This window comes from Chitinophaga sp. CC14 (genome assembly GCF_048957795.1).
Lineage (GTDB): Bacteria > Bacteroidota > Bacteroidia > Chitinophagales > Chitinophagaceae > Chitinophaga > Chitinophaga ginsengisegetis.
Window position 1 is genome coordinate 518,253 of record NZ_JARBFY010000005.1, and the last position, 25,992, is coordinate 544,244.

General features: G+C 48.4%; 23 protein-coding genes. 14 read left to right on the forward strand and 9 right to left on the reverse strand.

Annotation, left to right across the window (positions count from 1 at the left end):
• Nucleotides 1-5: 5 nt before the first annotated feature.
• The 5 genes from PV783_RS21670 (at nucleotide 6) to PV783_RS21690 (ending at nucleotide 8,226) form a co-directional block, all read left to right on the forward strand.
• Nucleotides 6-599, forward strand: a complete 594-nt coding sequence (locus PV783_RS21670) for an RNA polymerase sigma-70 factor (RefSeq protein ID WP_159454450.1) — start codon at nucleotides 6-8, stop codon at nucleotides 597-599.
• A gap of 115 nt (nucleotides 600-714) precedes the next feature.
• The gene (locus tag PV783_RS21675) at nucleotides 715-1,779 is read left to right on the forward strand and encodes a FecR domain-containing protein (protein ID WP_420989531.1); all 1,065 of its coding nucleotides are present in this window, start codon (nucleotides 715-717) and stop codon (nucleotides 1,777-1,779) included.
• Nucleotides 1,780-2,032: 253 nt separating this feature from the next.
• Nucleotides 2,033-5,503 carry a SusC/RagA family TonB-linked outer membrane protein gene (locus tag PV783_RS21680; RefSeq protein ID WP_420989532.1) on the forward strand — a complete coding sequence of 1,157 codons (3,471 nt, stop codon included), beginning with the start codon at nucleotides 2,033-2,035 and terminating at the stop codon, nucleotides 5,501-5,503.
• A 24-nt stretch (nucleotides 5,504-5,527) separates the two neighbouring features.
• Nucleotides 5,528-7,324 (forward strand): RagB/SusD family nutrient uptake outer membrane protein, encoded by a 1,797-nt coding sequence (locus PV783_RS21685; RefSeq protein WP_420989533.1) that lies wholly within the window; start codon nucleotides 5,528-5,530, stop codon nucleotides 7,322-7,324.
• 8 nt (nucleotides 7,325-7,332) lie between these two features.
• Nucleotides 7,333-8,226 (forward strand): metallophosphoesterase family protein, encoded by an 894-nt coding sequence (locus tag PV783_RS21690; protein WP_420989534.1) that lies wholly within the window; start codon nucleotides 7,333-7,335, stop codon nucleotides 8,224-8,226.
• A 52-nt stretch (nucleotides 8,227-8,278) separates the two neighbouring features.
• Here the strand turns inward: PV783_RS21690 and PV783_RS21695 are convergent, their stop codons facing one another.
• The 3 genes from PV783_RS21695 to lgt are packed head-to-tail and all read right to left on the reverse strand — an operon-like array spanning nucleotide 8,279 to nucleotide 10,924.
• A complete protein-coding gene (locus PV783_RS21695; RefSeq protein WP_420989535.1) occupies nucleotides 8,279-9,139 on the reverse strand; it encodes a DUF4846 domain-containing protein in 861 nt (286 codons plus the stop codon).
• Between the two features lie 47 nt (nucleotides 9,140-9,186).
• Nucleotides 9,187-10,128: a CobW family GTP-binding protein gene (locus tag PV783_RS21700; RefSeq protein ID WP_111579310.1), complete on the reverse strand. Its 942-nt coding sequence runs from the start codon at nucleotides 10,126-10,128 to the stop codon at nucleotides 9,187-9,189.
• Nucleotides 10,121-10,924, reverse strand: a complete 804-nt coding sequence (gene lgt, locus PV783_RS21705) for a prolipoprotein diacylglyceryl transferase (RefSeq protein ID WP_420989536.1) — start codon at nucleotides 10,922-10,924, stop codon at nucleotides 10,121-10,123. Before lgt ends, PV783_RS21700 begins: the two co-directional genes overlap by 8 nt.
• Before the next feature lie 129 nt (nucleotides 10,925-11,053).
• On the opposite strand from lgt, the gene PV783_RS21710 reads away from it, so the two are divergent.
• The 4 genes from PV783_RS21710 to PV783_RS21725 all read left to right on the forward strand — a co-directional run bounded on the left by PV783_RS21710 (nucleotide 11,054) and on the right by PV783_RS21725 (nucleotide 13,906).
• A complete protein-coding gene (locus PV783_RS21710) occupies nucleotides 11,054-11,854 on the forward strand; it encodes an MBL fold metallo-hydrolase (protein WP_420989537.1) in 801 nt (266 codons plus the stop codon).
• Nucleotides 11,855-11,975: 121 nt separating this feature from the next.
• The gene (locus tag PV783_RS21715; RefSeq protein ID WP_079472723.1) at nucleotides 11,976-12,437 is read left to right on the forward strand and encodes a ferritin-like domain-containing protein; all 462 of its coding nucleotides are present in this window, start codon (nucleotides 11,976-11,978) and stop codon (nucleotides 12,435-12,437) included.
• A gap of 109 nt (nucleotides 12,438-12,546) precedes the next feature.
• On the forward strand, nucleotides 12,547-13,155 hold the full coding sequence (locus PV783_RS21720) for a Crp/Fnr family transcriptional regulator (protein WP_079472722.1): 609 nt from the start codon (nucleotides 12,547-12,549) through the stop codon (nucleotides 13,153-13,155).
• Nucleotides 13,156-13,216: 61 nt separating this feature from the next.
• The gene (locus tag PV783_RS21725) at nucleotides 13,217-13,906 is read left to right on the forward strand and encodes an alpha/beta fold hydrolase (protein ID WP_420989538.1); all 690 of its coding nucleotides are present in this window, start codon (nucleotides 13,217-13,219) and stop codon (nucleotides 13,904-13,906) included.
• Here the strand turns inward: PV783_RS21725 and PV783_RS21730 are convergent.
• The gene (locus PV783_RS21730) at nucleotides 13,903-14,769 is read right to left on the reverse strand and encodes a DUF4349 domain-containing protein (RefSeq protein ID WP_420989539.1); all 867 of its coding nucleotides are present in this window, start codon (nucleotides 14,767-14,769) and stop codon (nucleotides 13,903-13,905) included. The genes PV783_RS21725 and PV783_RS21730 overlap by 4 nt on opposite strands.
• Nucleotides 14,770-14,892: 123 nt before the next feature.
• On the opposite strand from PV783_RS21730, the gene PV783_RS21735 reads away from it, so the two are divergent.
• Nucleotides 14,893-15,303 (forward strand): helix-turn-helix domain-containing protein, encoded by a 411-nt coding sequence (locus tag PV783_RS21735; RefSeq protein ID WP_363438095.1) that lies wholly within the window; start codon nucleotides 14,893-14,895, stop codon nucleotides 15,301-15,303.
• On the opposite strand, the gene PV783_RS21740 is transcribed toward PV783_RS21735, so the two are convergent.
• Together PV783_RS21740 and PV783_RS21745 are read right to left on the reverse strand one after the other, a co-directional pair.
• Nucleotides 15,271-15,756, reverse strand: coding sequence for a hypothetical protein (locus PV783_RS21740; RefSeq protein ID WP_079472719.1), 486 nt, complete (start codon nucleotides 15,754-15,756; stop codon nucleotides 15,271-15,273). The two genes, PV783_RS21735 and PV783_RS21740, sit on opposite strands and share 33 nt — an antisense overlap.
• A gap of 209 nt (nucleotides 15,757-15,965) precedes the next feature.
• Nucleotides 15,966-16,775, reverse strand: coding sequence for a hypothetical protein (locus PV783_RS21745; protein ID WP_420989540.1), 810 nt, complete (start codon nucleotides 16,773-16,775; stop codon nucleotides 15,966-15,968).
• 124 nt (nucleotides 16,776-16,899) lie between these two features.
• On the opposite strand from PV783_RS21745, the gene PV783_RS21750 reads away from it, so the two are divergent.
• The 4 genes from PV783_RS21750 (at nucleotide 16,900) to PV783_RS21765 (ending at nucleotide 21,781) form a co-directional block, all read left to right on the forward strand.
• On the forward strand, nucleotides 16,900-17,505 hold the full coding sequence (locus PV783_RS21750; protein ID WP_079472717.1) for a TetR/AcrR family transcriptional regulator: 606 nt from the start codon (nucleotides 16,900-16,902) through the stop codon (nucleotides 17,503-17,505).
• A 298-nt stretch (nucleotides 17,506-17,803) separates the two neighbouring features.
• Nucleotides 17,804-18,868 (forward strand): HlyD family secretion protein, encoded by a 1,065-nt coding sequence (locus PV783_RS21755; RefSeq protein ID WP_079472716.1) that lies wholly within the window; start codon nucleotides 17,804-17,806, stop codon nucleotides 18,866-18,868.
• A 1-nt stretch (nucleotide 18,869) separates the two neighbouring features.
• Nucleotides 18,870-20,447, forward strand: coding sequence for a DHA2 family efflux MFS transporter permease subunit (locus PV783_RS21760; protein ID WP_420989541.1), 1,578 nt, complete (start codon nucleotides 18,870-18,872; stop codon nucleotides 20,445-20,447).
• A gap of 20 nt (nucleotides 20,448-20,467) precedes the next feature.
• Nucleotides 20,468-21,781, forward strand: coding sequence for a TolC family protein (locus PV783_RS21765; protein WP_420989542.1), 1,314 nt, complete (start codon nucleotides 20,468-20,470; stop codon nucleotides 21,779-21,781).
• Nucleotides 21,782-21,868: 87 nt separating this feature from the next.
• On the opposite strand, the gene PV783_RS21770 is transcribed toward PV783_RS21765, so the two are convergent.
• From PV783_RS21770 to PV783_RS21780, 3 genes are all read right to left on the reverse strand, one after another.
• The gene (locus tag PV783_RS21770) at nucleotides 21,869-22,954 is read right to left on the reverse strand and encodes a Gfo/Idh/MocA family protein (protein WP_420989543.1); all 1,086 of its coding nucleotides are present in this window, start codon (nucleotides 22,952-22,954) and stop codon (nucleotides 21,869-21,871) included.
• A gap of 64 nt (nucleotides 22,955-23,018) precedes the next feature.
• Nucleotides 23,019-24,131 (reverse strand): aryl-sulfate sulfotransferase, encoded by a 1,113-nt coding sequence (locus PV783_RS21775; RefSeq protein WP_420989544.1) that lies wholly within the window; start codon nucleotides 24,129-24,131, stop codon nucleotides 23,019-23,021.
• A gap of 215 nt (nucleotides 24,132-24,346) precedes the next feature.
• Nucleotides 24,347-25,987, reverse strand: coding sequence for a RagB/SusD family nutrient uptake outer membrane protein (locus PV783_RS21780; RefSeq protein ID WP_079472711.1), 1,641 nt, complete (start codon nucleotides 25,985-25,987; stop codon nucleotides 24,347-24,349).
• Between the last annotated feature and the right edge of the window lie 5 nt (nucleotides 25,988-25,992).

A 25,992-nucleotide genomic window follows, 5' to 3' on the forward strand; every position in this document is an offset into this window, starting at 1 on the left:
GCGCCATGAGAGAAAATGAGCAGATAAAAGGGCTTTTTGAAAGGGTCTGCTATGATAACAGTATTCAGGCGTATAATGAATTATACATAGCGTTATGTACCCGGCTGATACATTTTTCTGCATCCATTGTTTCCTCGTTTCACCTGGCAGAAGAAATTGTGTCAGATGTATTTCTATCATTGTGGCAAAAACGGAATGATTTATCGCATGTGCAAAACCCGGTGGTATATCTTTATGTAAGCACCAAAAATCTTTCCCTGAATACCCTGCGCCAACAGAAAAGACACCAGCACCATTCGCTGGATACACTGAATACAGACATGCTGGCCATTGCCCCCGATGCAGAAAACGGAATGGTATCCGCCGAAGTATCGCAAAAAATAGAAAGGGCTATCCGCAGCCTGCCCGCCCGCTGCCAGCTTATCTTCCGCTTAATAAAACAAGACCGCCTCAGTTACCGCGAAGTTGCGGAACTGCTCAATATTTCCACAAAAACGGTAGATGCGCAACTCACTATCGCCGTTAAAAAAATATCCCAGGCCATCCGTTTCGACCTGTCGGACGAAACCGCTCAAACCTACCTCCGGCTGGACTCATAATTTTTTTTTGATTTCCTTTAGGGAATTTTTACTGTTTAGTTTGTCCTTCTTACAGATGCAGGAACAAAATGGCTGCTTACATTAAACTGGCGCCTTTTTATTCTTCACTGACACTATGGATCAGGAAAAACTTTATGCGTTGCTGGCCCGCGAAATGGCCGGCGAATTAACTGAAAAAGAAGCCGCAGCATTGGAACAATTGCTGCAGCAATACCCGGATGCCAGCTACATCCGGGAAGTGTTTGCGCAAAACTGGGCTCCGGCGGGCAAAGCATACGCCCCTACACAGGTGGAACAACTGCTGGAAAAACACCAGCAGCGTATGCAAAGCCTACCAGCTGCTACACTTTATGAAGAAGCGCCCCAAAAAGGACGCAGATGGCTGCTATACAGCGGCATTGCGGCAGGATTCCTCCTGCTCTTCGCCCTCGGCGGATACTGGCGGTATACACAACGGGCCAAAACAACACCGGTGTTATCACAGCTTGTCACCGACAAACGCATGCGCTCACAGGTGCTGCTACCGGATGGTACCAGGGTATGGCTCAATGCCGGCAGTAAACTGGATTATCCCCAACAATTTGCAGCGCATCAGCCCCGGGAAGTAACCCTCGAGGGGGAAGCCTTTTTTGTGGTAACCGCCGATGCTGAACGTCCCTTCCGCGTTCATACCAAAGCCTTTAATGTAAGGGTGCTGGGCACCTCCTTCAATGTAAGGGCTTATCCACAGGAAGACAGCGCCGTGGCATCCCTTGTGCAGGGGTCTGTGGAAGTGGTGCTGAACGATGCTTCCAGCCAGGTAGTATCGCTGAAGCCGAACGAAAAACTAACCGTACCTGTGCATCCGCAAACAGCACCAACAACAGAAAACACTGCAGCACTAACTACACCCATAATAGTATATAAAACGAAACTCACCACATTGAGAGATAGTATTATCCCGGAAACGGCCTGGGTACAAAATAAACTGGCCTTTAAACACCTGCAGCTCGACAAAGTAGTAAAGATGCTGGAACAGTGGTATGGGGTGGAAATCAACTTTAGTGACGATCGTAAAAAACAACTCTACTTTACCGGTGTTTTCGAATCAGAAAGCCTGGAAGAAGTATTGAATGCACTGGAAACAACCTTATCGTTTTCCTGGCATAAAGATGCAGAAGGCAAAATATGGATTAACTAACATTTCTTTCACCTGTAAAACATTAAACAGACAATCTGAACAACAAGTAACTAAAGAATTTATTAGCTAAGCTTAAACCGAAAAAAAACGGGAAATGTTCGCACCATTCCCCGTGTAAATATCGGTTAACAGCATTGTATTGGGTAAACTCTCCATCAACAAATTAATTAACCAACAAAACAAATGTATGAAAAAAAGTACAGTGGACAATTGGCTTCCGCCCGGCCGGAGGTTGTATAAACTGTTAATTTTTATGAAGCTTTCTATGCTGCTTGTCACCCTTGCCTGTTTACACGTAAGCGCAAAGGTGCATTCTCAATCCACCATAACAGTGAAGCTCTCGCAGGTGCAGTTGGACAAAGCCCTCGCCCTGCTGGAGAAGAACAGCCATTACAGGTTTGTTTATAACGATGATAATCTTCCGTTAAACCATAAAATATCTATCGATGCAAAAGATTGGTCTATCGACAAAGTATTAAACGAAATACTCGATAATACTTCCCTTCACTTCCGGAAAATGTCCGACAAACTGATCGTGATCGCCCCGGCGGCCGTGGTGAGTAAAGACAACCTGGTAAAAGGCCATGTAGTAAATCCCGCCGGCGAAGTATTGCCAGGCGTAAGCGTAAGGCTCAAAAACACTTCCATAGGCACTGTTACGGATGTAAAAGGCGACTTTGAATTAAAGGTGCCCGAAAATGCCATCCTCGTACTTACCTATGTAGGCTTTGATCAGCAGGAGGTTTCACTCAACGGCCGGGAAACCCTGACCATCACCCTCGAACCTTCTAAAAATTCTATGGAAGAAGTGATCGTGGTAGGTTATGGTACACAGAAGAAACTAAACGTAACCGGCGCTATCGATCAGATTTCCGGCAAACAGCTGGCTGCACGCCCCATTGCCAATGTGATGCAGGGCTTACAGGGTCTCAGCCCCGGGCTGAATATCAGCTACCCCGGCGGCCGCCCCGGACAAACGCCTACTATCAACATCAGGGGTGTGGCCAGTATTGCTTCTTCTAACGGGAATATTGCGCCCCTCATCGTGATTGATGGTATTGCCGCAGTGATGGACGACCTGTTACGCATTAACCCTGCTGATATCGCGTCTATCTCCGTATTACGCGATGCCGCCTCTGCAGCCATTTACGGCGCCCGCGCCGCCTACGGCGTTATTCTCATCACCACCAAACAAGGCACCAGCGGCGGTAAACAAACCGTCAACTACAGTAACTACTTCGCTATGTCGCGCCGTACCGTTATGCCGGACGCGATCACCGATCCCTATATTTACTCGCGCGTATTGGAAACATCTACCGACAATACACCGTGGGACTATGTAAACTATTCCGACGAGTATTATAAATGGGCAAAGGAAAGATCCGAAAACCCTTCCCTGCCTGATACCCGTATTGATCCCAGCGATCCCACCAAATGGGCGTACATGGGCAGCAACAACTGGAATGATTACTTCTTCAGTAAAAGTAATTTCTCCCAGTATCATGCTATCTCCCTGAGCGGCAGCGCAGAAACGGCAAAGAAATTACCCATCAGCTATCTCCTTTCTGCCGACTATACCAAAGAAAACGGTTTGAATAAACTGGCAAAAGACGACTGGGGACGCTACGGATTACGCGGAAAACTCAGCCTTAAACCCATCAAATGGTTACAGGTAGATAATAACATGAACATCTACCAGACAAAGGCCGATGCCCCTGCATATAACATCACAGATGTGTACTACCTGCAACCCACCCAGGTAGCAGTGAACCCGGACGGCACCTGGGCCAATACCGCCGCCGGCAGACTGGCAGCCCAACTGGTAGACGGCGGACGCAACACGCAAACCCGTTTTGGATTCCAGGACATCATCCGCGGTGTGGCTTCTTTCCTCGACAACGACCTCACCATCACCGGTGACGCCAGCATCAAAAGAGAACTCTGGAAATACCACATCGATCAGAAAAAATATAAGATAGGCTATGGTCCGGACGATATCCGCCAGGAAGGCGGTAACGGCTCCGTTACAGAAAACAACGGTACTATCAGTCATGATGTAATAGACCTCTTCGCCAATTACCACAAAACCCTCGGTAAAGTACACAACATCACTTTACTGGCCGGGTACAACCAGGAGAGCTACGAATGGCAGCTGATCAAGGGTTCCAAGCAAAACCTGATCTCTTCTTCCCTCCCCTACATCGCGCTCACCAGCGGTGATCCTGCGGTAGGTACGGAATATTACTCGTATGCTATCCGGAGTTTTTTCGGGAGAATTAATTACACGTTTAAAGACCGCTACATCATAGAAGCAAATGGACGATACGACGGATCTTCCCGTTTCCCTTCCAGCAACCGCTGGGGCCTGTTCCCTTCCGTTTCTGCCGCCTGGATCGCCAGCGAGGAGAGCTTTATGCGGAACACACTGCCGGTTATTTCCACACTCAAATTCAGGGGATCATATGGTAGTTTGGGTAATCAGAGCGTAGCCTATTTTGGTTATCTGCAAACCCTGAAAACCGATAAATCAAAGTTCCTGCCAGGTGGTAATGCCGGTCAAACCATCGTCACCGGCGCACCTTCCCTGCAGGTAGACCCGGCCAACTATACCTGGGAAAAAGTAACCACCACCAACGTGGGTACCGACATGGGCTTTGTGCAAAATAAATTCCAGGCCAGCTTCGACTACTTTATCCGCAACACCACCGGTATGCTGGCACAGGGCCAGGAATTACCAGCTGTATTGGGTACCGGCGCTCCCCAGCAAAACGTGGCCGATCTGTCGACCCGCGGATGGGAACTGAGCCTCGGCTACCGCAACGATTTTAATGTAGCCTCTAAACCTCTCGGCTTCGGTGTGAAAGTTATTTTGTCTGATGATAAAACAAAGATCACCCGGTTCCAGAACGAACAGAAACTCTTTGGCTCCAACTATTGGCCTGGTCAAACCTATGGCGAAATATGGGGACTCACCAACGACGGCTATTTCAAAAATAAAGATGAGATCAACAAACTGGATCAATCTGCCATTATCCCCTGGGGCGCCCTGGAAATTGTAGAAGGATGGCCTAAGTACAAAGACCTGGATGGTAACGGCAAAATTGAACGGGGTATTTCTGCCAAAGATCCCAAAGATCTGAAAGTGATCGGCAATACCAGTCCGCATTACCGCTTTGGTGTAAACCTGGATATGAACTGGAATGGCATCGATCTTTCCGTTTTCCTCCAGGGTATCGGGAAAATGGACTACTACCCGCATCACTATTTATTCTGGGGACCATACCAACAACCGTACGCCAGTATTTACCCCTGGAACCTCGACTACTACCGTGCTACAGCCGACAACGAAGCTACCCGCGCGCAGCATAGCGAGTCCTATATCAAAGCCGGACTGGCAGATGCCAATACCAATTCTTACTTCCCGGTATTACAATCGTGGCTGGCAGATAACAACGATAAAAAAGGACTGGATATCCCGCAATCCAAATACATGCTGAATGCGGCTTACCTGCGTATCAAGAATGTAACCCTGGGTTACACCCTGCCCGCATCGCTCACCAGGCGTTATCATATTAATCGTTTACGCATCTACGTAACCGGCGAAAACATCTTTGAATTCTCTTCCATCAAAAAGTACCTGGATCCGGAATCCATTATTGATGGCTATGGATGGGCATATCCTTACCAGCGCAAATATGCAGTAGGATTAAATCTTGATCTGTAAAACCGGAACGTTAAACATTGCAACATGAAAAAATTTACGAGCTATATAATTATCGGGGTGATGGTGATCAGTGCTTCCTGTAAAAAGGACTTCCTCGATCGCTATCCACAGGACGCTATTTCCCCTGAACTGTTTTTTAAAACCGAGGAAGACCTGGCCCTGTATGTGAATGGGTTACTTGACCTGGCCGGTACCGGCGAATACCTCGGGGACCAGAACAGCGACAACGCCGCCACCACCGCCGCAGTGGAAGTAAAAAATATCATGATCGGCTCTCCCAGCTCTCAAACCATTACCAATGGCTGGGATTGGAAAAGGCTCCGTGACGTGAATTATTTCCTCGACAATTACAACAAAGCCGCTGTTACCCAGGACATCAAAGATCATTATGCCGGACTGGCCAGGTATTACCGGGCCGAATTTTACTTTGATAAAATTATCCGCTATTCAGATGTTCCCTGGTATGGCAGGGCATTAAATCCCGGCGACCCCGACCTGTTCAAAGGCCGCGATCCCCGTGCAATGGTGGTAGACAGTATGATGGCCGATCTCGTATTTGCCACCACACACATCCGCACCAGCGTACCCAGTGGCACACCGGGCTTATGGGCCGCCAAAATGCTCTACGCCCGTATTGCCCTGTTTGAAGGTACCTACCGTAAGTATCACCCGGAACTGAACCTCACAGGCACCGCCGCACGCTTCCTCGACAGCGCGCGCGTTCAGGCACAGGACATTATCAACTCCGGCAACTTCACCATATACAATACCGGTAAACCCGACCAGGATTACGCTGCGCTGTTCTCCAGCCAGGACCTCCTGCTGAACAAAGAAGTGATCCTCGCCAATCCTTATGATATGAATAAAGGCCGCAGCGGCAGTATCAACGGTAACGTGTTCGGGGATTACGAACAATCCGTTTCCCGCGACCTGGTGCAAACCTACCTCATGAAAGATGGTAAACGATTTACCGATATTCCCGGTTATGACAAGCTGCCTTTTGTAGCCGAGTTCCAGAACAGGGATCCGCGTATGCGCCAAACCCTGGCCGGACCGGGCTTTACCCGTGCCGGAGACGCCAGGCCGTATATCCAGCGTCTTAACAAAAACTTCACCGGCTACCACCAATTGAAAGGATACACCAACAGTACCGACCAGGTTATTACCAACAGCGTGGACTTCCCCGTATACCGCTATGCAGAAGCCCTGCTCACCTTTGCAGAAGCCAAAGCAGAACTGAATACGCTCACGCAAACCGACCTGGATCAATCCATAAACCTGCTGCGCACCCGCGCCGGTATACCCGTTCTGGACCTGGCCACCAGCAATGCCAACCCTGATCCTGTGCAGGCCGCAAAATACCCGGATGTTACCGGCGCTATGAAAGGCGTGCTGCTGGAAATACGCCGCGAAAGAAGGATCGAATTTGCAATGGAAGGCTACCGCTATAATGACCTCATGAGATGGCATGCAGGCAAACTGTTGGAGAAAATCCCGGAAGGCATGTACTTCCCCGGGTTAGGTAAATTTGACCTTACCGGCGATGGTGTGGAAGATATTATCCTGATAGATAAAAGCACCGATATTCCTGCGGAAGATAAAAAAGAAAAGAATTCCCTCGGTATCACACTGGTTTATTACAAAGCCGGCAGCATCGGGGAAAGCGTAACAGTATACCTGAAAAATGGTACCGCAGGCGGCACACTGGTAACGGAAACGAACCTACGTAAGTTTACAGAACCCAAGTACTACTACCGCCCCGTACCTTACACGCAGGTAGCGCTGAATCCTGCACTGAAACAGATTTTCGACTGGCAATAAATCCTTTTATGAATAGAAGAGATATCCTTAAACACACGGGACTCATGGCAGCCGGCACCCTCCTGGGGCCGGCCGCCGTGAAGGCCGCTGTAAGCGGTAAACGTACCCCGGTACTAACCGTAGCGCATATAACGGACGTGCATATACGTGAAGACCTCAACGCACCGGCAAGATTTAAAAAATGCCTGGAGGAAATCAAAAACAAAAAGGTGGACTTCTTCCTCAACGGCGGTGACTCTATCTTCGATGCCTCCTATGACACCGTAAAAAGGGAAAGGGTTACGCAGCTCTGGCAGATCTGGGATGAATGCATCAGCAGCCTGAAATCATATGATGTTTACAGCTGCATCGGCAATCATGATACCTGGTGGAAGGCGCCCACCAAAGACGACAGCATGTATGGGAAAGACTATGTGGTAAAGCGGCTGAACATTCCGCACCGGTATTACAGCTTCACCCGCAAAGGCTGGCACTTCATTATCCTGGATGGCAACAATGAAAAAATAGCACTGGATGAAGAACAGTACCAGTGGCTGGAACAGGACCTGGAAAAGCTGCCGGCAGGAACGCCTACCCTGCTGATGTCGCACTACCCGATCCTGGGCATCACTCCCATCCTCGTAGGTGGCGGCCACTCCGATCATCAGCGGTTGAAAGCCCTCTTTTTTAAACACCGTGATAAAGTAAAGGTATGCCTCAGCGGGCATAATCATCTTTCTGATAACGCAGTTTACAATGGCGTGCGTTACTGCTGCAATGGCGCTATGAGTGGCTTCTGGTGGGAAAAAGGTGATAAGGAATCTGCCGGGGAGGGTTATTACTTTGAAACGCCTCCGGGTTATGCCATCCTGAAATTATATGCAGATGGTGAAGTGGAAAACGAATATTTCGCACACACCTGATTCTTGAAATAAAAGGGGGCTGACCAACAGGTATTGGTCAGCCCCTTTTTCATTACCGGAACTGTGCCAGTTCGCCGGCATCAAACACCCATTCCGGCGTTAACAGCTTTCCCGTAAAACCGGCCTGGTACCAGGGCATAGCGGCGCCGGGATTCTTTAATACATGGATATCCTGCGCAGGCATGTAACTCTGCGCCAGCAGGAAAATCCTTTCACCGGCGGCATTCTGCGCCACATCCATTACCATCACCGCATGACCGGGAGCGCCTCCTTTAATAAAAACATTTCCGGGTAGTATTTTACGTGTATCCTTTACCGGTAGCAGCTCCTTGCTGAGTGATAAGGTACCTGCCCAGGAGAACACCGTTTCGAGGTAGTTGCTGAAACAGGCCGGCCCGCTGCATGGTGCAGCCTTTCTCACTTTCATGAGGCGGTTTTGTTTTAATACAAACCGGTCGCCTTTCATCCAGCTGTTGTAATCCATCAGCGTGCCATCGGTAGCGTGAAAAGCAATCTTCCCAAATTGTTTGCTATCGTACAGGTATTCCGCATACAGGCGGATCACCGCATCCGCGCATTGCTGTAAGTCTTTGTTGCCGGTAGAAATATCCAGTACGGCGTATTGTGCCTGTTGATTGTTTTTTAAATGCCCGTTATAAAGATATACTTTGTTGTCCTGCTTCAGGGGCATGGCCCGCAACCAGGCGCCAAAACTGCCGGCCGGTTGCGGCAGGCGGGTAAACCCGGCGGGAAGCGGGAGCGCGCCTACAGATGCAGGACGGGTTGCTCCATTGGAAAACGGGGGATTAACGATAGTCACAGCCAGTGCGGATAACTGCCAGGCATATACGAAACGGGCCGGTAAAGTAAGGATTGCTATCAGTAATATGGTCAGTCTGCGGGTGCTCATCATAACAATGAATTTCAGGAAAGATGCCGTTCCCGGATTTTTCCATAAAATTATTTTCTGAGCGCCGGGGTGAGTATCCGCTGGATAGTGGGTGTTTTTAATTCTTTTCCTATAAATACCAGTGTGGAAGATGGCGTGGCACTGCCCCACTCTCCTGCCGGTTGTATGTGCAGGTATTTCCCGGTGGATTGTACCAGCATTCTTTCAGGCGTGTCCTTTATGCGGACGTATCCTTTGATGCGGTACAGCTGATCCGGGTATGCGTTGAAATGAAGATCCAGTACAAATACCAGCATGTTCAGATCAAAGGCTTCCGGCGATTCAAACAACACCGTATTCACTTTATGCGGATGTTTCACCGGTGCAACAGGTGCGATAGTGGCGCCTATTGGTTTTTCGGGAAAATGCAACTCTTTCAGTGGTACAAACCCATCTTCTGAAGTGGTGATGAATGCCAGCGGGTTCATTTGTTCCAGCTGTTGGGAAAGATAGATCAGTTGCGGTACGGCGAGCTGCTTTATTTTATTGATGATGATCACGTCTGCACAGGAAAGTTGCTTGCCCGCTTCCGGCACCTGTTGCAATCTTTCAAAGATATTCTCCGCATCTGCCACACAAATGGTGCTCACCAGTTCGTAATGCCGCTGTACATCGGGCATATGGAACATCCCGATGATGTTGCCTACATCCGCAATACCGGTTGTTTCAATAAACACATGGTCCGGGCGTTCTTCTTTTTGCAGGATGTTTCCCAGTACTTCCAGCAGGTCGTTGTCCAGTGAGCAGCAGATACAGCCACTGGTGAGTTCATACAGCTGGTCTATTTTTTCGGTGATGAGGCCGGCGTCGATATTTACCTTGCCAAACTCATTTTCGATTACAATATTATTGTGCCCGCTGAACTGCCGCAACAGGCTGTTCAGCACCGTGGTTTTGCCCGCCCCGAGGAACCCGGTCAGTATGTACACCTTCACACGTTCATCTTTACCCATATCTCTTCTTATAGAAAATTAAAAAATAAATACCCAGTACCATCAGCGGGATGCTCAGCAGCTGTCCCATATCCAGCAGGCGCCCGTTTTCAAAAGCCACCTGGTTTTCTTTCACAAATTCAATCAGAAAGCGGGCGCTGAATACGGTTGTCAGCAGCCAGCCAAATAGTTTGCCCGGCTCCGGGCGCATCCTGTACAGGAACCACAACCATCCAAAAATAAGGAGATACGCCAATGCTTCATACAGCTGCGCCGGATGACGCGGTATATCATCCACTCTTGTAAATACCACCGCCCAGGGCAGCGTGGACGGCGTACCGATAATTTCGGAGTTAAAGAAATTGCCGGTCCTGATAAACGCACCTGCCAGCGGCACCACCAGCGCCAGGTGATCCAGCAGCCACATCAGCGGCACCCGGAAACGGTAACTGAAAAGTACAGAAGCCAGTACAATACCAATGGCAGCGCCATGACTCGCCAATCCCTGGTAGCCGGTGAAAGTGAACTGACCACCCGAAAAAGTAAACGGCAGGATCATCTCCCAAATATGTTCCCTGTAATATGCCCAGTCGTAAAACAAACAATGCCCGAGGCGTGCACCGATCAGCGTACCCATTATGATGTACACCAGCAGGCGGTTCAGCATTTCGCGCGACTGCCGCTCCCGCCGGAATACATACAGCAATATCATATACGAGGCCGCAAAAGCCAGCATAAAGCCCAAACTGTAATACCGTAGCGCAAAGCCGCCGATACGGAAAATTTCAGGGGAAACACCCCAGTGTAAAAAGAGCATCAGGATCTGGTTCGTTATATCCTGCAAACATAATGAAACAAATATAACAAATAAAATAATTTGCAACAATGTTGCATATCAAAATACCTGTCTCTGCAAATCTCAACCTGAAAATTTATCTTTGTCCGCATGTCGCTATTTATTACATCATTGAATTCGGGAAGCAACGGAAACTGTTATTACATTGGGAATGACAGTGAAGCCGTGCTGGTAGACGCAGGGATTTCGTGCAGGGAAACCGAAAAAAGGATGACCCGCCTGGGCCTCACCATGAGCAAGGTAAAAGCGATATTTATTTCACATGAGCATATTGATCATATCCGGGGAGTAACGGTGCTGGCAAAAAAATACCGCCTGCCCGTGTATATCACCAATATGACAATGGTACATGGCGGCCTCACCCTGGAAGAACAGCTGGTGATGACGTTTAACCCCTATGAACCGGTACAGATTGGCGCCCTGTCGGTAACTGCCTTCCCAAAACATCACGACGCGTCAGAGCCGCATAGTTTTATTGTGGCCGGCAATGCGGTCACCATCGGGATCTTTACAGATATCGGCGCGCCCTGTGAGCATGTGATCCGTCATTTTCAGCAATGTCATGCGGCTTTCCTGGAAGCAAACTACGACGAAGAGATGCTGGACAAAGGCAGATACCCCTACTACCTGAAAAAGCGCATCCGGGGCGGAAAAGGACATTTATCCAATAAACAGGCGCTGGAAATATTTACTACCTACCGGCCGCCGTTTATGAGCCATCTCCTGCTGGCCCATCTTTCCCGTGATAATAACAGCCCTGCGCTGGTACAGGAACTTTTTGACCAGCACGCTAACGGCACACAGATCGTAGTGGCTTCCCGTTTTGAGGAAACAGCGGTATACCACATTTCGGTCCGCAATGCCTGCGAAGTTCTGCCACAGAATGATTAAACGCTTCTACACTTCAACCCGTCTTTTAATCCCCGTTTATAGCTACGCCCCTGTCAGTGCCACTCCGCCTGGTACTGGTATGCTTTATGGTAGATACCTGGTACATCTAAACAAAAATATCATGGAAACTATAACACCAACTGCCACTAACGAAGTATTGAACGACCTGATCGCCATCAACAATGATCGTATTGCAGGTTATGAAAAAGCGTTGAAGGAACTGGAAGAAGGTAATAGCGACCTGAGACCGCTTTTTACCGATATGATTGCAGAAAGTCACCAGCTTAGAAATGCACTCGGTAACGAGGTACAGGCAAACGGCGGAACAATGGATTCAGGCACCACTGCCAGCGGTAAAGTTTATCGCGCCTGGATGGATGTAAAAGCCGTTTTTACCGGCCATGACCGTAAAACCATCCTCTCCAACTGCGAAGCCGGGGAAGATGCCGCACAGAGAGCCTATAAAGATGCCATAGAGCATGAAGCACTGCCGGCTTACATCAAAGAATTATTAACCCAGCAAAAAGCAGAGTTGAGACGCTCACATGACCAGATAAAAGCATTACGGGACCAGGCTAAGTAAAACAAAGAGTATATCATTATCACCAGCAGCAGGAACGGGTTCCTGCTGCTTTTTTGTTTGGGAGAAAAATAACGGCGAATTATTATCTTGCAGGCAAACCATTGCCACTATGGATCATGTATTGCCCGCCTGGTATGATCGGCTCATGAAAAAATACCCGGTAGTAACCCAGGCAGAATGGCAGTTACTGGATAACATTGCCACCGTAAAGCACATAAAAAAAGGAGACGCCTTCCTGAGATACGGCAAAGTAGCCCGCTACTCGGCCTTTGTTATCTCCGGCATGTTCAAATTTGCTATTGTTGATGAAGAAGGAAATGAGAAGATCGTAAAATTCAGCTTCGCAGATGATTTCCTCGCCAACTGCGAAAGCTATAATAAAAAAGCGCCTTCCGCTATCAGCATTATTGCCGTGGAAGACGCCGTGGTACTGAGAATAAATATCAAAAAACTGCAGCCCCTGTACGACCTGCACATGAACCTGCTGCATGTAAACCTGCAGCTATACCAGGAACTATTGGAGCAGCAATCCGAACACCAGTACATCCTTTCTTTAAAAAGTCCGCTGCAGCGTTACCGGTTCCTGCTGGAACGGCGCCCCGCCATCATACAGAAAATATCGCTCACCAATATTGCGCGGTACCTGTATACCAGCCGGGAAGCGTTGAGCAGGGCGCGGTTATTCCTCCTGGACCAGACCCGTAACTTTTGTGACTGAGATCACGGCCGCTCAATTTTCCCCGCAATAGTTTTGTATCAAAAAAGATATGAAACAAAGCATGATCTTATTGCACGGACTTTTCGGCGGGCTTAGTAACTGGGAAGGCGTTGTTACACATTTTCAGCCGCAGTACGACATACATATTCCATCTCTTCCGATTTATGATGCGCATACCAGCGACCGGCTGGGATACCTTGTCGATTTTCTCAGTCAATATATCCGGGAGGCAGGGCTCCAACATGTAATCCTGGTGGGCAATTCACTGGGAGGGCATGTAGCGATCCTGTACACGCACCGCCACCCTGAACAGGTAGCCCGGTTAATCCTCACGGGCAGTTCCGGTCTTTATGAAAATACCAGTATGGGTAGTTATCCTAAGCGGGGTAATTATGCGTACATAAAAGAACGCGTAGCCTATACTTTTTATGACCCGGCAGTTGCCACCGAAGCACTGGTGGCAGAAGTGTTTCAAACTACCACCGATGCGCAGAAATGCTACTGTATTGTGAGGATGGCAAAATCTGCCAACCGTAATTATGTGGCGGCCATACTACCGGAAATACCTATACGAACATTACTGATCTGGGGAACAGAAGACAAAATTACTCCGCCGGAAGTAGCCCTGGAATTCAGGCATCATTTGCCGCACGCCACATTGGTGATGATTGACGAATGTGGGCATGCGCCTATGATGGAGCGGCCGGCGGAGTTCAATAAAATCTTAGAAACGTTCCTCGCAGAGATTTAATTCTTACGTAATAATAATTTCCGGTAAGCCAGCCAGCCCAATGCGCCTGCCAGCAGGAAAGGCCATAGCTGAATAAAGAAAAGGAGAATGTTGCGGAAAATTTCGGCGCCGTTACGCAGGGCTACCAGCAGCTCTGTGCCAAAGCCCGCGCGGGTTACACGGTCGGGGTTAATGACCACCTGTTCATCCGTTACCTGTGGCTGGAACAACTGCACTGTAAAAGTGGAATAAGCTACATCGTCGAGGATCACGAGGTTATCCATCTGCCGGTCGATAGCCATATCTGCTTTCTGATCTTTGTACTCCACCACATCCAGCGTGGTGCCTTTCTTTGCGGGCGCAACTTTACTCAGCTGTGCTTCCTGTTTTTCCTGGTGTTCATTCTTTAACGCATTGGCCAGGTATTTCAGGGTCATGTCCTGGTCTTTTACCACGCGGTAATCAATATATCCTGCCGTGGCCGTGAGCGAATACACCACTGAGTCGAGATGCTCTACCGGCACTTTCAGGGTGAGGTTCGCAGTGGGTGTGTACAGCTGAACATCCTTCACTGAGTCGGCGGAATAAGGCACGCGGAAGTGTTGTACAGATTCGTTCTGCAGATTGCTTTCCACTACAATTCCACCGAGGCGTGTTACCAGTTGCTCCATGCGGGAGGTTGCCTGAAACACGTTACTGACGCGGCATCGCACGTCGGCGGATTTTACTCTTTTGCGGGAAGCGGAATTAAGTTTTGTGATGTCGTTGGAGAAAGACGTGGAATCAGCAGTGGCTGCATAGTCTCTCATTTCTTTGTTCATACCACCCTGGCAGGCACACAGAGCCAGCAGGGGTATACCCAGGTAATAGAGTGAAAGGCGCATAACAGGAGAATTTAACCTTTATACAGATCACGCAGAAAAGGTAACCTTTCAGAAATGTTAAAGTGGTTTTAACGGGTTACATGATAACATGATTTAGTATCTTTAGGTAAGATATAAAATACCATGCCCGTACTTCCTCAGAAATATCAGACCAGGAAAGCAGCAATTACTGCCGACTTTATTGCTGCGGTGAATGAACACATCGACCAGGTGATGGACGGCAGCATAGACCAGATGTATCATATCAAAGACTTTGCCCGCCAGTTGTATATTCACCCGGTGCATCTCAGCAATACCATTAAGCTGCACACAGGTCATGCGCCGTGTTATTTTTTTGAAATGAGATTAATGGAAGAGGCCAGGAAGATGTTACAAAATCCATTGCTTACGGTAACAGATATTGCCACGAAACTCACGTTCGACAATTCCAACTTTACCAAGTTTTTCAAACGGTTTGAAGGGGTTACGCCTTCTCAATACAGGCTGCAGCATGCGGCTGCCTCAGAGGTAGCGCTGCAGGTAGATGGGCTTTAGGAAGTAATAGTTGTTCAGGGGTTTGTTATCGAACAGGTCGCCGTCATCAAAATAAAATCCATTGGTAAACTCCGTTTTGGAGTTGAGTTGTATTTTACCCGTGCTGTGTTCTACAATAAAATACACCGGGATGATCACATGATACTTACCACTTTTCCCGGTAAATTTATTCCATTTAATATCCAGTTCTTCCAGCCTGAAGAGGCGTGGTTTCAGGTTGCCGGCCAGGTTGGTGGAGCAATCCAGCTTGGTGATTACGCCATGATCGATTTCTGCTTTTATGGAGAAAGCAAGACTGGTAGCGCCACCTTTCATGGGAACAAGGGCAGAATCCATAAACCGGCTTAGCTGCTGATAAGTATCGTTGAATGAAGGGGTTTGTGCTATGGAGCTGATACCGGAAAAAAGAATGCCTATGCTGAGGAAAATGATATAGAAACAGTTAAATCTCATAATATCAGTTTTTCATCTGGAATAACGTTCACGCCTATCCTGTTTTACTGTATAGTTAAGTTACGATTTCTTCCGGCTAAAAAGATCGCAGGCGTAGAAAAAATTCAATATAATTGAAAGGCACGAGGTTGCATATGGCAGGTAAATATTATTTAAGGGCGGTTGTCTTTCTCCTTTCAGCTTCGCCGGGAGAAAGACAACCACGGTATTTACACGCCTACCGGTTGCGGCGTTGCCGCTTTGAGTTTTTTACGGTGCAGGTAATGTGCGATCCCTATTTCCAGGCAGGGTATGGCGAGGATAAGCAGGAAGGTGACCAATACGCCTTTTTGTAATCCTTTCAGGAAGTGATCAACCTGGATAAGGGCGATATTGATAAACAGGCCACCATTGATGATGGCGGTAATCTTTGTTTCCATGAGATCCGCGCTGACACCCTCTTCAAGACCAATTTTTTCTGAGAGCATTTTGCGGATATATTTTTTAATGGTATAGGCGATGCCTGCACCTTTGGTGGTACGTAGCATAAAGGCGGCCAGTTTGCCCCGTACGCCTTCCTGAGCGGCCTGTTGTTCCAGCGTAGTGCCGTATACGTTATAGATCAGCGTGCCCGCAGTATCAATGAGCTGGTTGGTGGAAAGCTTTGATACGTCGGTTGGGCGGCCATCCGGCTGGCGGAACAGGGATTGAATTGCTGAAGAGGCTTGTTGATCAAATCCTGCCGGTACATGCTTTGAGTATACGTCTGCATGCGTTTTTATATCTTTACGTAGACTATTAAAAAAGCCCCATTTAAACGCAAAGAACCCTGCCAGCAGCGGCAATACGAAAAACCAGCACCAGGCAATAAAGCGGAGTATCTTCCCGGAACGGGGTACCAGTATAAATTTCCGCAATAAGATCACTAATACTACAGCGATTATAAAAGCAGTGAGACCGGTTAAAAAGGCTCCCCACATAAATTTTCCGGGGTTGGTAAATTCTCCGATGAGGTTAAAGTAGTTAACAACAGATTTCATGGATGGTTAATTATTGAGGGCACAATATAATTGAAAACCTGTTTCCCTACTCCCGCAGGAGATTAATATTTTTTTGGAGAAAATAAAAAAACATCTACTTTTACAGACCAAATGGTCGGTTTTTATGAATGACTCGAGAGAATTAATATTAAATACATCCCTGAAGCTGTTCCTGCAAAAGAGCTTTAAGGAGGTTACCATGAAAGAGATAGTTACGGAAACGGGCATGTCTAAAGGAGCCTTCTATCATTATTTCAGCAGTAAGGAACAGGTGTTTGAGGAAGTGATCCGTTTTTTTTATGGAGACATTATGTCCGTGGATTATAACTCTTTCTCCCAAAATTCCCTGCGGGAGTTCTATCATGATTACCTGAACCATGTTGGCAAACAGATGAAAGTGGCTAAATATGTGCTTGGCGCCAATGATGGGAATGCTTTCAACTCCAATCACTACCTGCTCATTTTTGACGCCCTGAAAATACTGCCTGATTTCAAGGCTCACCTCCTGGAGCGGCAGAAAGAAGAGCTCCGGTCGTGGGTAGAAATAATAAAAACGGCGAAAAAGAAAGGCGAAATTAAATCTGCTATGGCCGACGCCACCATTGCCAGGCTATTTATTTTCAGCGGGGATGGTATGGGGATCAACTACATCATAGCCGATACCCTTGATAAAACAAAGAAGGAATTACAGGTGCTGTGGGATGGCTTGTATACTACGCTGAAACCATAGTTGCGGATATGGCACACCTGATATACACCTGAATATCTTTATATGCTTTAAAACGATTTATACCTTTCCAACTGCGTGTATAACAGCACGCTTTTTTTAAACAGCAAAACATACCGACTGGTCGGGATTAGATTACAGCCAACAAGCTAATCCCATAAGACAAACTCATCTCTCAAAAACATAAAACAAAAACCATTTCTTAAAACAAAAACAAATTCATCTCATAAAAAACAAATCATCTCTCATCTATAAAACAAACCGATCGTTCGGTTTTATAATAACATACAAACAAAATTTTATGAAAAAGAAGCCATTAAGATTACTGATCTTCTCACTGGTGCTGATAGCCGCAGCAGGCAGTGGAATATACTTCTGGCTGAAGTCAGGCGCATTCACTTCTACAGACAATGCACAACTCGACGGTGATATTGTAACCATCCGTTCCGGCGTAACTGCCTATATAGACGCGATCCGTTTTACAGATAACCAACCCGTGAAAAAAGGAGATACGTTGGTGCTGATGAACACCGTTGCCCTCCAGGCAAAAGTGCAACAGGCCCTGGCCCTGCTGGAAAATGCAGAACAAAACCTCAGCGCCGCCGACCTGAAAGCACTGGCCAGCAGTCAGAATGCAAGCGCCTCCCTTCAGAATGCAGCATCAGATAAACAAACCATCGCTGCCGCTACTGCTAATCTCGCCAAAGCGCAGAAAGACTTCGACCGCTCAGAGGAACTGCTCCGCATCAAAGCTACCACCCAGGAACAACACGAAGCCGCCAAAACCACGCTCCTGCTGGCAAAAGCCGATTATGAAAAAGCAGTGAGCCACGAACGGAGCACCCTCACTACTTCCTTTGGCCTTGAAACACAGGCGCGCGCAGAACACCGGCAGATATCCGCCACGCAGGCACTCGTGAAGCAACGCCAGGCCGAACTGAAACTGGCACAGGAAGAACTGAGCCATGCGTATGTAACCGCACCGTTCGATGGCTTTGTTACCAAAAGGGTGATCAAGGAAGGCCAGTACATCAGCACCGGCCAAACACTCTGCGCCATCATCGACAACCAGCACCTGTGGGTAACCGCAAACTTCAAGGAAACGGAACTGCATAAAATTAAAACGGGCCAACCCGTGGAAATAACGCTGGACGCCTATCCCGGCGCAGCCCTCTCCGGCCACGTGGCTTCCTTTACCGGCGCTACGGGCGCTAAGTTTTCCCTGTTGCCACCCGATAATGCCACCGGCAACTTTATAAAAATTACCCAACGCTTCCCCATCCGCATCACCCTGGATCACCCCGCCACTAAAGCTATTGGCCTGTTTCCCGGTTTGAGCGCCTTTGTGAAGATTAATATCCAGTAACATGACACCAGATTCTTCTGCAACCATCACCTACCCCACCGGGGCGGCCAAATGGATATTAGTGGCCACCGCGGTATCCTGTGCGGTACTGGAACTCATCGATACTACCGTGGTAAATGTATCGCTGCGGGAAATCAGCGGTAACATCGGCGCTACCACTACGGAAATAGCCTGGGTTATCACGGCCTACAGCATTGCCAATGTGATCGTTATTCCGTTATCGGGCATGCTCTCCAACCTGTTTGGCAGAAAACGTTACTTCACAGGTTCTGTGTTGCTCTTCACCTTTTCCTCTTTTATGTGTGGCTGCTCCGATAGCCTCTGGATGCTGGTAGCGTGGCGCTTTGTTCAGGGCATCGGTGGCGGCGGACTCTTGTCTACCGCGCAAAGCATCATCATGGATGCCTTTCCGCCGGAAGAAAGAACCTCCGGTTTGGTGGTGTTCGGGCTGGGCATCATACTGGGTCCTTCCTTCGGGCCGATACTGGGTGGCTATATCACGGATAATTCCTCCTGGCACTGGATCTTCTTCCTGAACGTGCCAATAGGCGTGGTGGCCGCCTTCCTCTCCTGGAAGTTTGTAGCTGACCTGCCGGGAATTGTAAAACCGAAGATAGATGTGCTGGGGATTGTATTCCTCGCTATTGGGATCGGTTCCCTCCAGTATATCCTGGAAGAAGGCACCACCGCCGACTGGTTTTCCAGCAATGATATCACCTTCTTTTTTATCCTGGCTGTTATTGGCCTGATCCTGTTTGTGATCCGGGAACTCAATACCAGTGAGCCTGCGGTAAACCTCCGGTTATACCGCAACTTCAACCTGGCGATGGGAAGTCTCATGAACCTGATTGTAGGCATTATCATGACCGGCACCCTCTTCATTTTCCCCTTGTTTGTACAGGTATCGCTGGGATGGACCGCCACCCAAACAGGCGCCTTCATGATTCCGGGCATGCTGGTAACCGTAGTGGGAATGGTGATTACAAAAAAAACGCTGGAGAAAGGCGTGAATCCGAAGGTCATTATCCTTACCGGGCTGGCGCTTACCAGCATCTACCTGGTGATGTTATCTTTTTCCTCACCGGATTCCAACGCCGGCGATTTCTTCTGGCCCTTTATGATACGGGGCGTAGGCGCTATCCTCATGGTAATGCCCGTGCTGGGACTGGCCACCGCCGGTCTTACCGGTAAAGACCTCGCGCAGGCCGTAGGCTTATCAAATATGCTGCGGCAGCTGGGCGGCGCGCTGGGCGTGGCTTTGCTGAATATCTACCTCAGTCATGAAAATGCGTATGTACGCAATAACATGATCCCCTTCATCAATCCATACAACCCCGTGAGCACAGATTATGTGAACGGGATCACTCAAAGCATGGCCGCCAATGGCTACGGACCGGATGAGTCATCACAACTGGCCTGGCAACTCACGGATGCAGCACTCAACAAACAAGCGCTGCTGGTAAGCTACAATCATGGCTTCATGATCGTAGCGCTTATTATGTTGCTGGCAGTACCGCTCATACTAATGATCCGGTACAAGAAAACGGCCGCCCCGGTAGTGATGACAGATGCCCATTAATCAATGCAAAAATGAAATACATGAAACGCCTTTTCCTGATTATACTTTGCTGCATACCTGCCGGCGCGGGAGCGCAAGATGCAGCGCCGCTTAAACTCAGCCTGCAACAGGCCCTCGACATGGGTTTAGCCAACCGCTACGACATGCAGGCAAACAAATACAATATTACCATCGCAGATAATGCCCTGAAGAAAAGCCGGCAGGAATGGTTGCCCGATATTCATGCCGAAGGAAACATTCGTTATAATACGCAACTGCAGGCTACCTTTGTGCCACCAGGCTTTGGCGGCCTTGATAAGGCAGAACTGCTGGCACTCGGCGCCAAAAACGCTACGATACTGGGTATTGAGCTGGATCAACCCATACTGCAACCCACTCTCCATACGGACATAAAAATTGCGCGGAATAACCTCGCATTACAGCAGGAGAAAAACAGGGCTGATGAAATCAATATCAAAGTTCAGATTGCTACGGCCTATTACAACGTACTACTAAAGGATTTGCAGCAAACCATTGCTGCCCGTGACGAGCAACGGTTCCACGAATATTACACACTGGCAGCAGGCAAATACAAACAAGGCGCCCTTATTGAAACCGACTACCTCCGGGCGCAGCTGGATTATGATAATGCAAAGATCACTACCACTACCGCCAGGCAAAATTATGTGCTGGCCGTAAATGGTTTGAAGTACCAGCTGAATATGCCCGGATCAGGAGATATCACGTTAACGGATACACTTGTTGGCGGTACCGCTGCCGTACCCCTATCTTCCGAAAATTACCAGAACAGAACAGAGATCAAACAGTTGAAATTGCAACAGCTGGATGATCAGCTACAGCTACGTAAGGCCCGTCAATACTCAATTCCAACGGTATCGGTAATGGCTAACTATTCGCAGCAGTATTTATACAACGATTTTAAATACACCCAGGGCGAATGGTGGAGTCCTTTTAGTTATGCCGCGTTGAAAATAAGTATTCCCATTTCAGGGAATATCAAAAATCAGCGCCAGATAAAAAACTACCAGCTTAAAACGCAGCAAACTACGGCCCAGCTACAGCAAAAAACAGCCGATGTCCGGTATGATATATTGCAGGCAGGAACAGAGCTGAACAATGCACTGTTGAATATGCAAACCACCAGGAAGAACTACGATCTGTCTGAAAAAATATACCGGCAGCAACAGCAGGAATTTGCAGTAGGCAGCTTTGCCTATAATAATTTACTGGAAACGGAAAGATCTATCAGTACAGCAGAACAGCAATATATCAAAGCACAGTACGATTACCTGATGGCGCAAATAAATTATAACAAGGCAACAGGCGCCTGGTAAAACAGGCAGGAGTAAGTTTCAACGACAGGCATATGGATTAACAGCAGCAAAAGGGTGTATCAGCCATTGATACACCCTTGTTTTTTATCAGAACTTAACGGCCTTGCCTGTACGGACAGATTCGCGGGCAGCCGCCAGGATACGCACTACTATTACATTGTTGGCCGGCGCGTACAACCCGTCTGCCGGCATGGTTACTTTACCATTCAGCACATCGATCAGGTAGTTGAACGGATCTTCATATACCGGTATATCCGTTGCCGTTATACGGCGCGTAATGGCGGGCGACCGTTCGTTGTTACGCTGGATAAGGGTGTTTTTATCGGCGGCAATAAGATAGCCTTTATCGCCATACACTTCCATGTCCTTCCGGCTGAAGCTCCAGTTCCACGAAGCCTGGATGGTGCATTGCGTATCGCCATAATCCACCAGGATAGTGGCGTCATCTTCCACTTTGGGGTATACCTGCGGTTTAAAGTGACGGGCCACTGCGGTAACGGATACGGGCAAACGATTTTTCATGAGATGCGTCATGAGATTGGCGCCGTAGCAGCCAAAGTCCATGAGTGCGCCGCCACCATTCAGTACCGGATCGGTGAGCCAGTTGAGGAATTCGGGGCCGCAGCCAATTTCTTTTGGTCCCTGGTGACCATCATTCACCGTCACCTTTCTCACTTTCCCGGCGTAGCTGCTGTCTTCCAGCAGCTGGAATGTTTTGGCTACGGAAGGATACCAGCTGGTTTCATAATCGGTGAGCAGCTGTACTTTGTACCGGCGGGCCAGCGAGTCCATATACACAGCGTCAGTCACCGTAGTAGCCAGCGGCTTTTCCACCATGATATGAATATGCCGGGGTGCGGCGGCCTCCACTACAGCCCGGTGGGCTTTTATGGAGCCAAACGCCAACACTGCAGTAGGTTTCACCGCATCCAGCATTTTACCGAGATCAGTATAAAAAATATTTTCAGGAAGATGATATTGCCTGGCCCTCAATTTTGCTACTGCCGTATCAGGCTCGTAGATGCCAACAATCTGAATGTCCCCTTTGTTTGGGCGACCGAGAATAAAAGCCGCATGTCCGTGCGATACACCGGCAACGGCTACACGCAGTGGCTGGGCCATGATGCAACTAAATACATGCATCAGCAGGAAAGTAAAAATAACAGAACGCATCCCTAAATCTAGGGAATATGTTCTGCTTTTAACAGCTAAATCGATGAGTGGTATTTAGCGCTTTTCATAATGATAACTTTTCTTTTGGGATAAACTCTGCCCGGTAAGGAATGAAACTACAGCGGAGGCGCCACAATGGATGGCCCTGCCTGTTGGTGAGCAATACCGTATTCCGTTTGGAGCTGCATTGCAGGATGCTGTTATGATCTACCAGGTAGGCGCTGCCCATCCGGTCGTTGAACAAATAGGCCGGTAAAGGAGAACGGATGCTTACCGCAGCCGTTCTGTTTCCTTCATCCAGATGAAAGGCCAGCGTTTGGGATTGTTGGCGGGATACGCCGTTATCAAATAACATGAGGTCATTTTCCGCATTGATGTGTACTGCGTGCCCCATGTCGAAAGCAGCGGAATCGGGGAAGCGGAAATCGCCGTTCTTTCCAAACTTCCAGATCACTTTACCGGTATGCGCGTCCAGCTTCCAGATCTGGCCGTTGTTATAAAAGGAGATGAGATAATTGCCGTCTTTATCGTAGCTCAGGCTGTTGGCGTGCATCCAGTCCATGCGGGTATGCAGGATCTCTTTATCCGTAATGGGGGCCAGCGCATCAAACACACTCCACTCCCATACCTTATGGCCTTTGCGGTCAAGCACCAGGATGCCGTCGCTTCTCACAGTATCGTGCGCCGTGCCGCCGGCAGCAGTGAGGTCGAAGGTCCGCTCCACAGTGGCCAGCATCACGATATGATTGTCCGGTGCCAGCAATACTTCATGGTGTACATTGGCGGTAAAATCCGCCTGTCCCTTTTGCAGGTGCAGCAGCGTATCACCGGTCATCGACAACTCCATTACCTGGTTGCCGTAGCTGGTAGCGTATTCTTTACTACCCAGAATACACAGCAGCGTTTTATTTTCCGTAAAGTGCGCCGTTTTGAAACCGGTGCCCTTTACCTGGTGATACCACACCACTTTGCCCTGGCTGTTCAGTAAATACAAGGCGCCAGGTTCATCGCGCTGACTGAGCAAAACGTATCCCTCTTTAAAGCCGGCCGGCAATTGGGCCTGCGGCATACTGTCCAGGTTAAAAGCATCCTGTGCCCAGAAAGGCAAGGGCTGTGCCGGCTGATGGCAGGCGGTGAAGCAGGCATATAATACGAGCAGGAAGTAAAGTGGCTTCATGTTAATGTGGTTAGCGAAGGGGAAGACCTTCGGTCTTTGTCTTTCCGCAGGATTAAACTGATTATGCTGATTACACTGATTTTAGTTCTTTTTTGAAAGATGATATTCGTGTTTCTGAAAGTTTATCTTGATTGGATAGTAAGGTATCTCTGTAAAAAAATAAAATCAGTGTAATCAGCATAATCAGTTTAATCCTGAAAAAGACAAAATCCGCGTTATTTCCAGAGGTCGTTCTGTGTTGCCTTTGGATTGGATTTCAGTTCACCGGCCGGGATCGGGAACACGTAGTGTTTCGCCTGGAATACGTTGGCGCCCTGCTTCTGACGCGTCTTTAAAGCGGCCGACAAAGTAGCTGCATTTTTATTCCATCTTCTCAGGTCGTATACGCGGTTTTGTTCAAAGAACAGTTCCAGCAGTTTCTGGTGATCAATTTCTGCGAGGAGCTGATCTTTGCCCGGAAGTTCCGCGGCGGTTTTATCTTTCAAACCTGCTCTGTGTCTTACCCGGTTGATGTCTCCGATTGCTTTGCCGGTGTTACTGTTTTGAGCGGCGGCTTCTGCGCGCAGCAGCAATATTTCTGCAAAACGTATTACGCGGTAATTAGCGGTAGATGGCGTAGGTCCCCAGTAGTTATCTGCATTGGCTACATTGCGCCATGCGCTGGTTCCTTTCTTTATCAGGAAGCGGCCATTGGTGGTAGTATCCAGCGCTACATCGGGATACAGGCGTACCGTTTTGGATAAGGCGGAATTCCAGAGCTGATCAAACGTTTTGCCATCGTACCAGGTGGTATCGGTTTCACCTAATACAGAGCGTTTCCACATCAGGGAGGCGTACATTCTTTTATCGAATTTGGTATCAGCACCGGCGGGGCGTTTTTCTTTTACAAATTCATTCACCAGGTAATTGGAAGGTACATACTTAAACCAGCCACCACCTGCAGGGGGACCGATAAATTGCGGCAGGTAGTTGTACATCGGTGAATTAGGGGTTTCTGTATTCCAGGCGCCGTACTGATCACCTAACGGAGCAAACGTCCATTCGAACACAGATTCCACGTTGAATTCATTCTTGTCGGTAAAATTATCTTCATAATTATCTACCAGGTCATACGCATACGGACTTTTAAAAAGCAGGTCGAAGGTAGCTTCTGCTTTCGCATAATCTTCCATGAACATATAGGCTTTGCCCAGGTAAGCGATGGCGGCGCCACTGGTCACCCTGCCCTGTTCCTTTGAATCGCGTTTCACTGGCAGGCCGGCACTGGCTGCTGTGAGATCACTCACTACCTGTTTCCACACTTCTTCTTTAGGGCTGCAGGGAGTGGCATAACCATCTGTTGTTTCCAGCGGCATGGTTCTTACCGGTACTGCGCCCCAGTTGGAAGCAAGGAGATAGTAAGAAAGTCCGCGCAGGAATTTAGCTTCCGCAATGTAAAGCGTTTTCTTGCTCTCATCCATGTTCACACTGCCGATCTTCGACAGCAACAGGTTAGCGCGGTGGATACACTGGTAGGTGCTGCCAAAGATGCTGCTGAGGTCACCGTTGTTTTCATCATTGGAAAACGTGGCAACGCCCCAGGTGCCGGCTTCTTCGCCAGGCAGTGTAAATACATCGTCGCCCAGTGCGTTGATATCCTGGATGCCCTGGTAAGAGCCCCAGTAGCCATACAACGAGGAACGTAAAGGGCTATACGTAGCACCCAATGCCTGGCTCACGCTGGACTCATCTTTCCAGAAAGTGGCATCGGTAATTTTGTTGGGATCCGTTTGTTTGAGAAAATCTCTTTCGTTACAACCGGCTGCTGTTGCCAGCACCAGTGTGAGTGCGCTTATATATTTAAATGATCTTTTCATGTTGC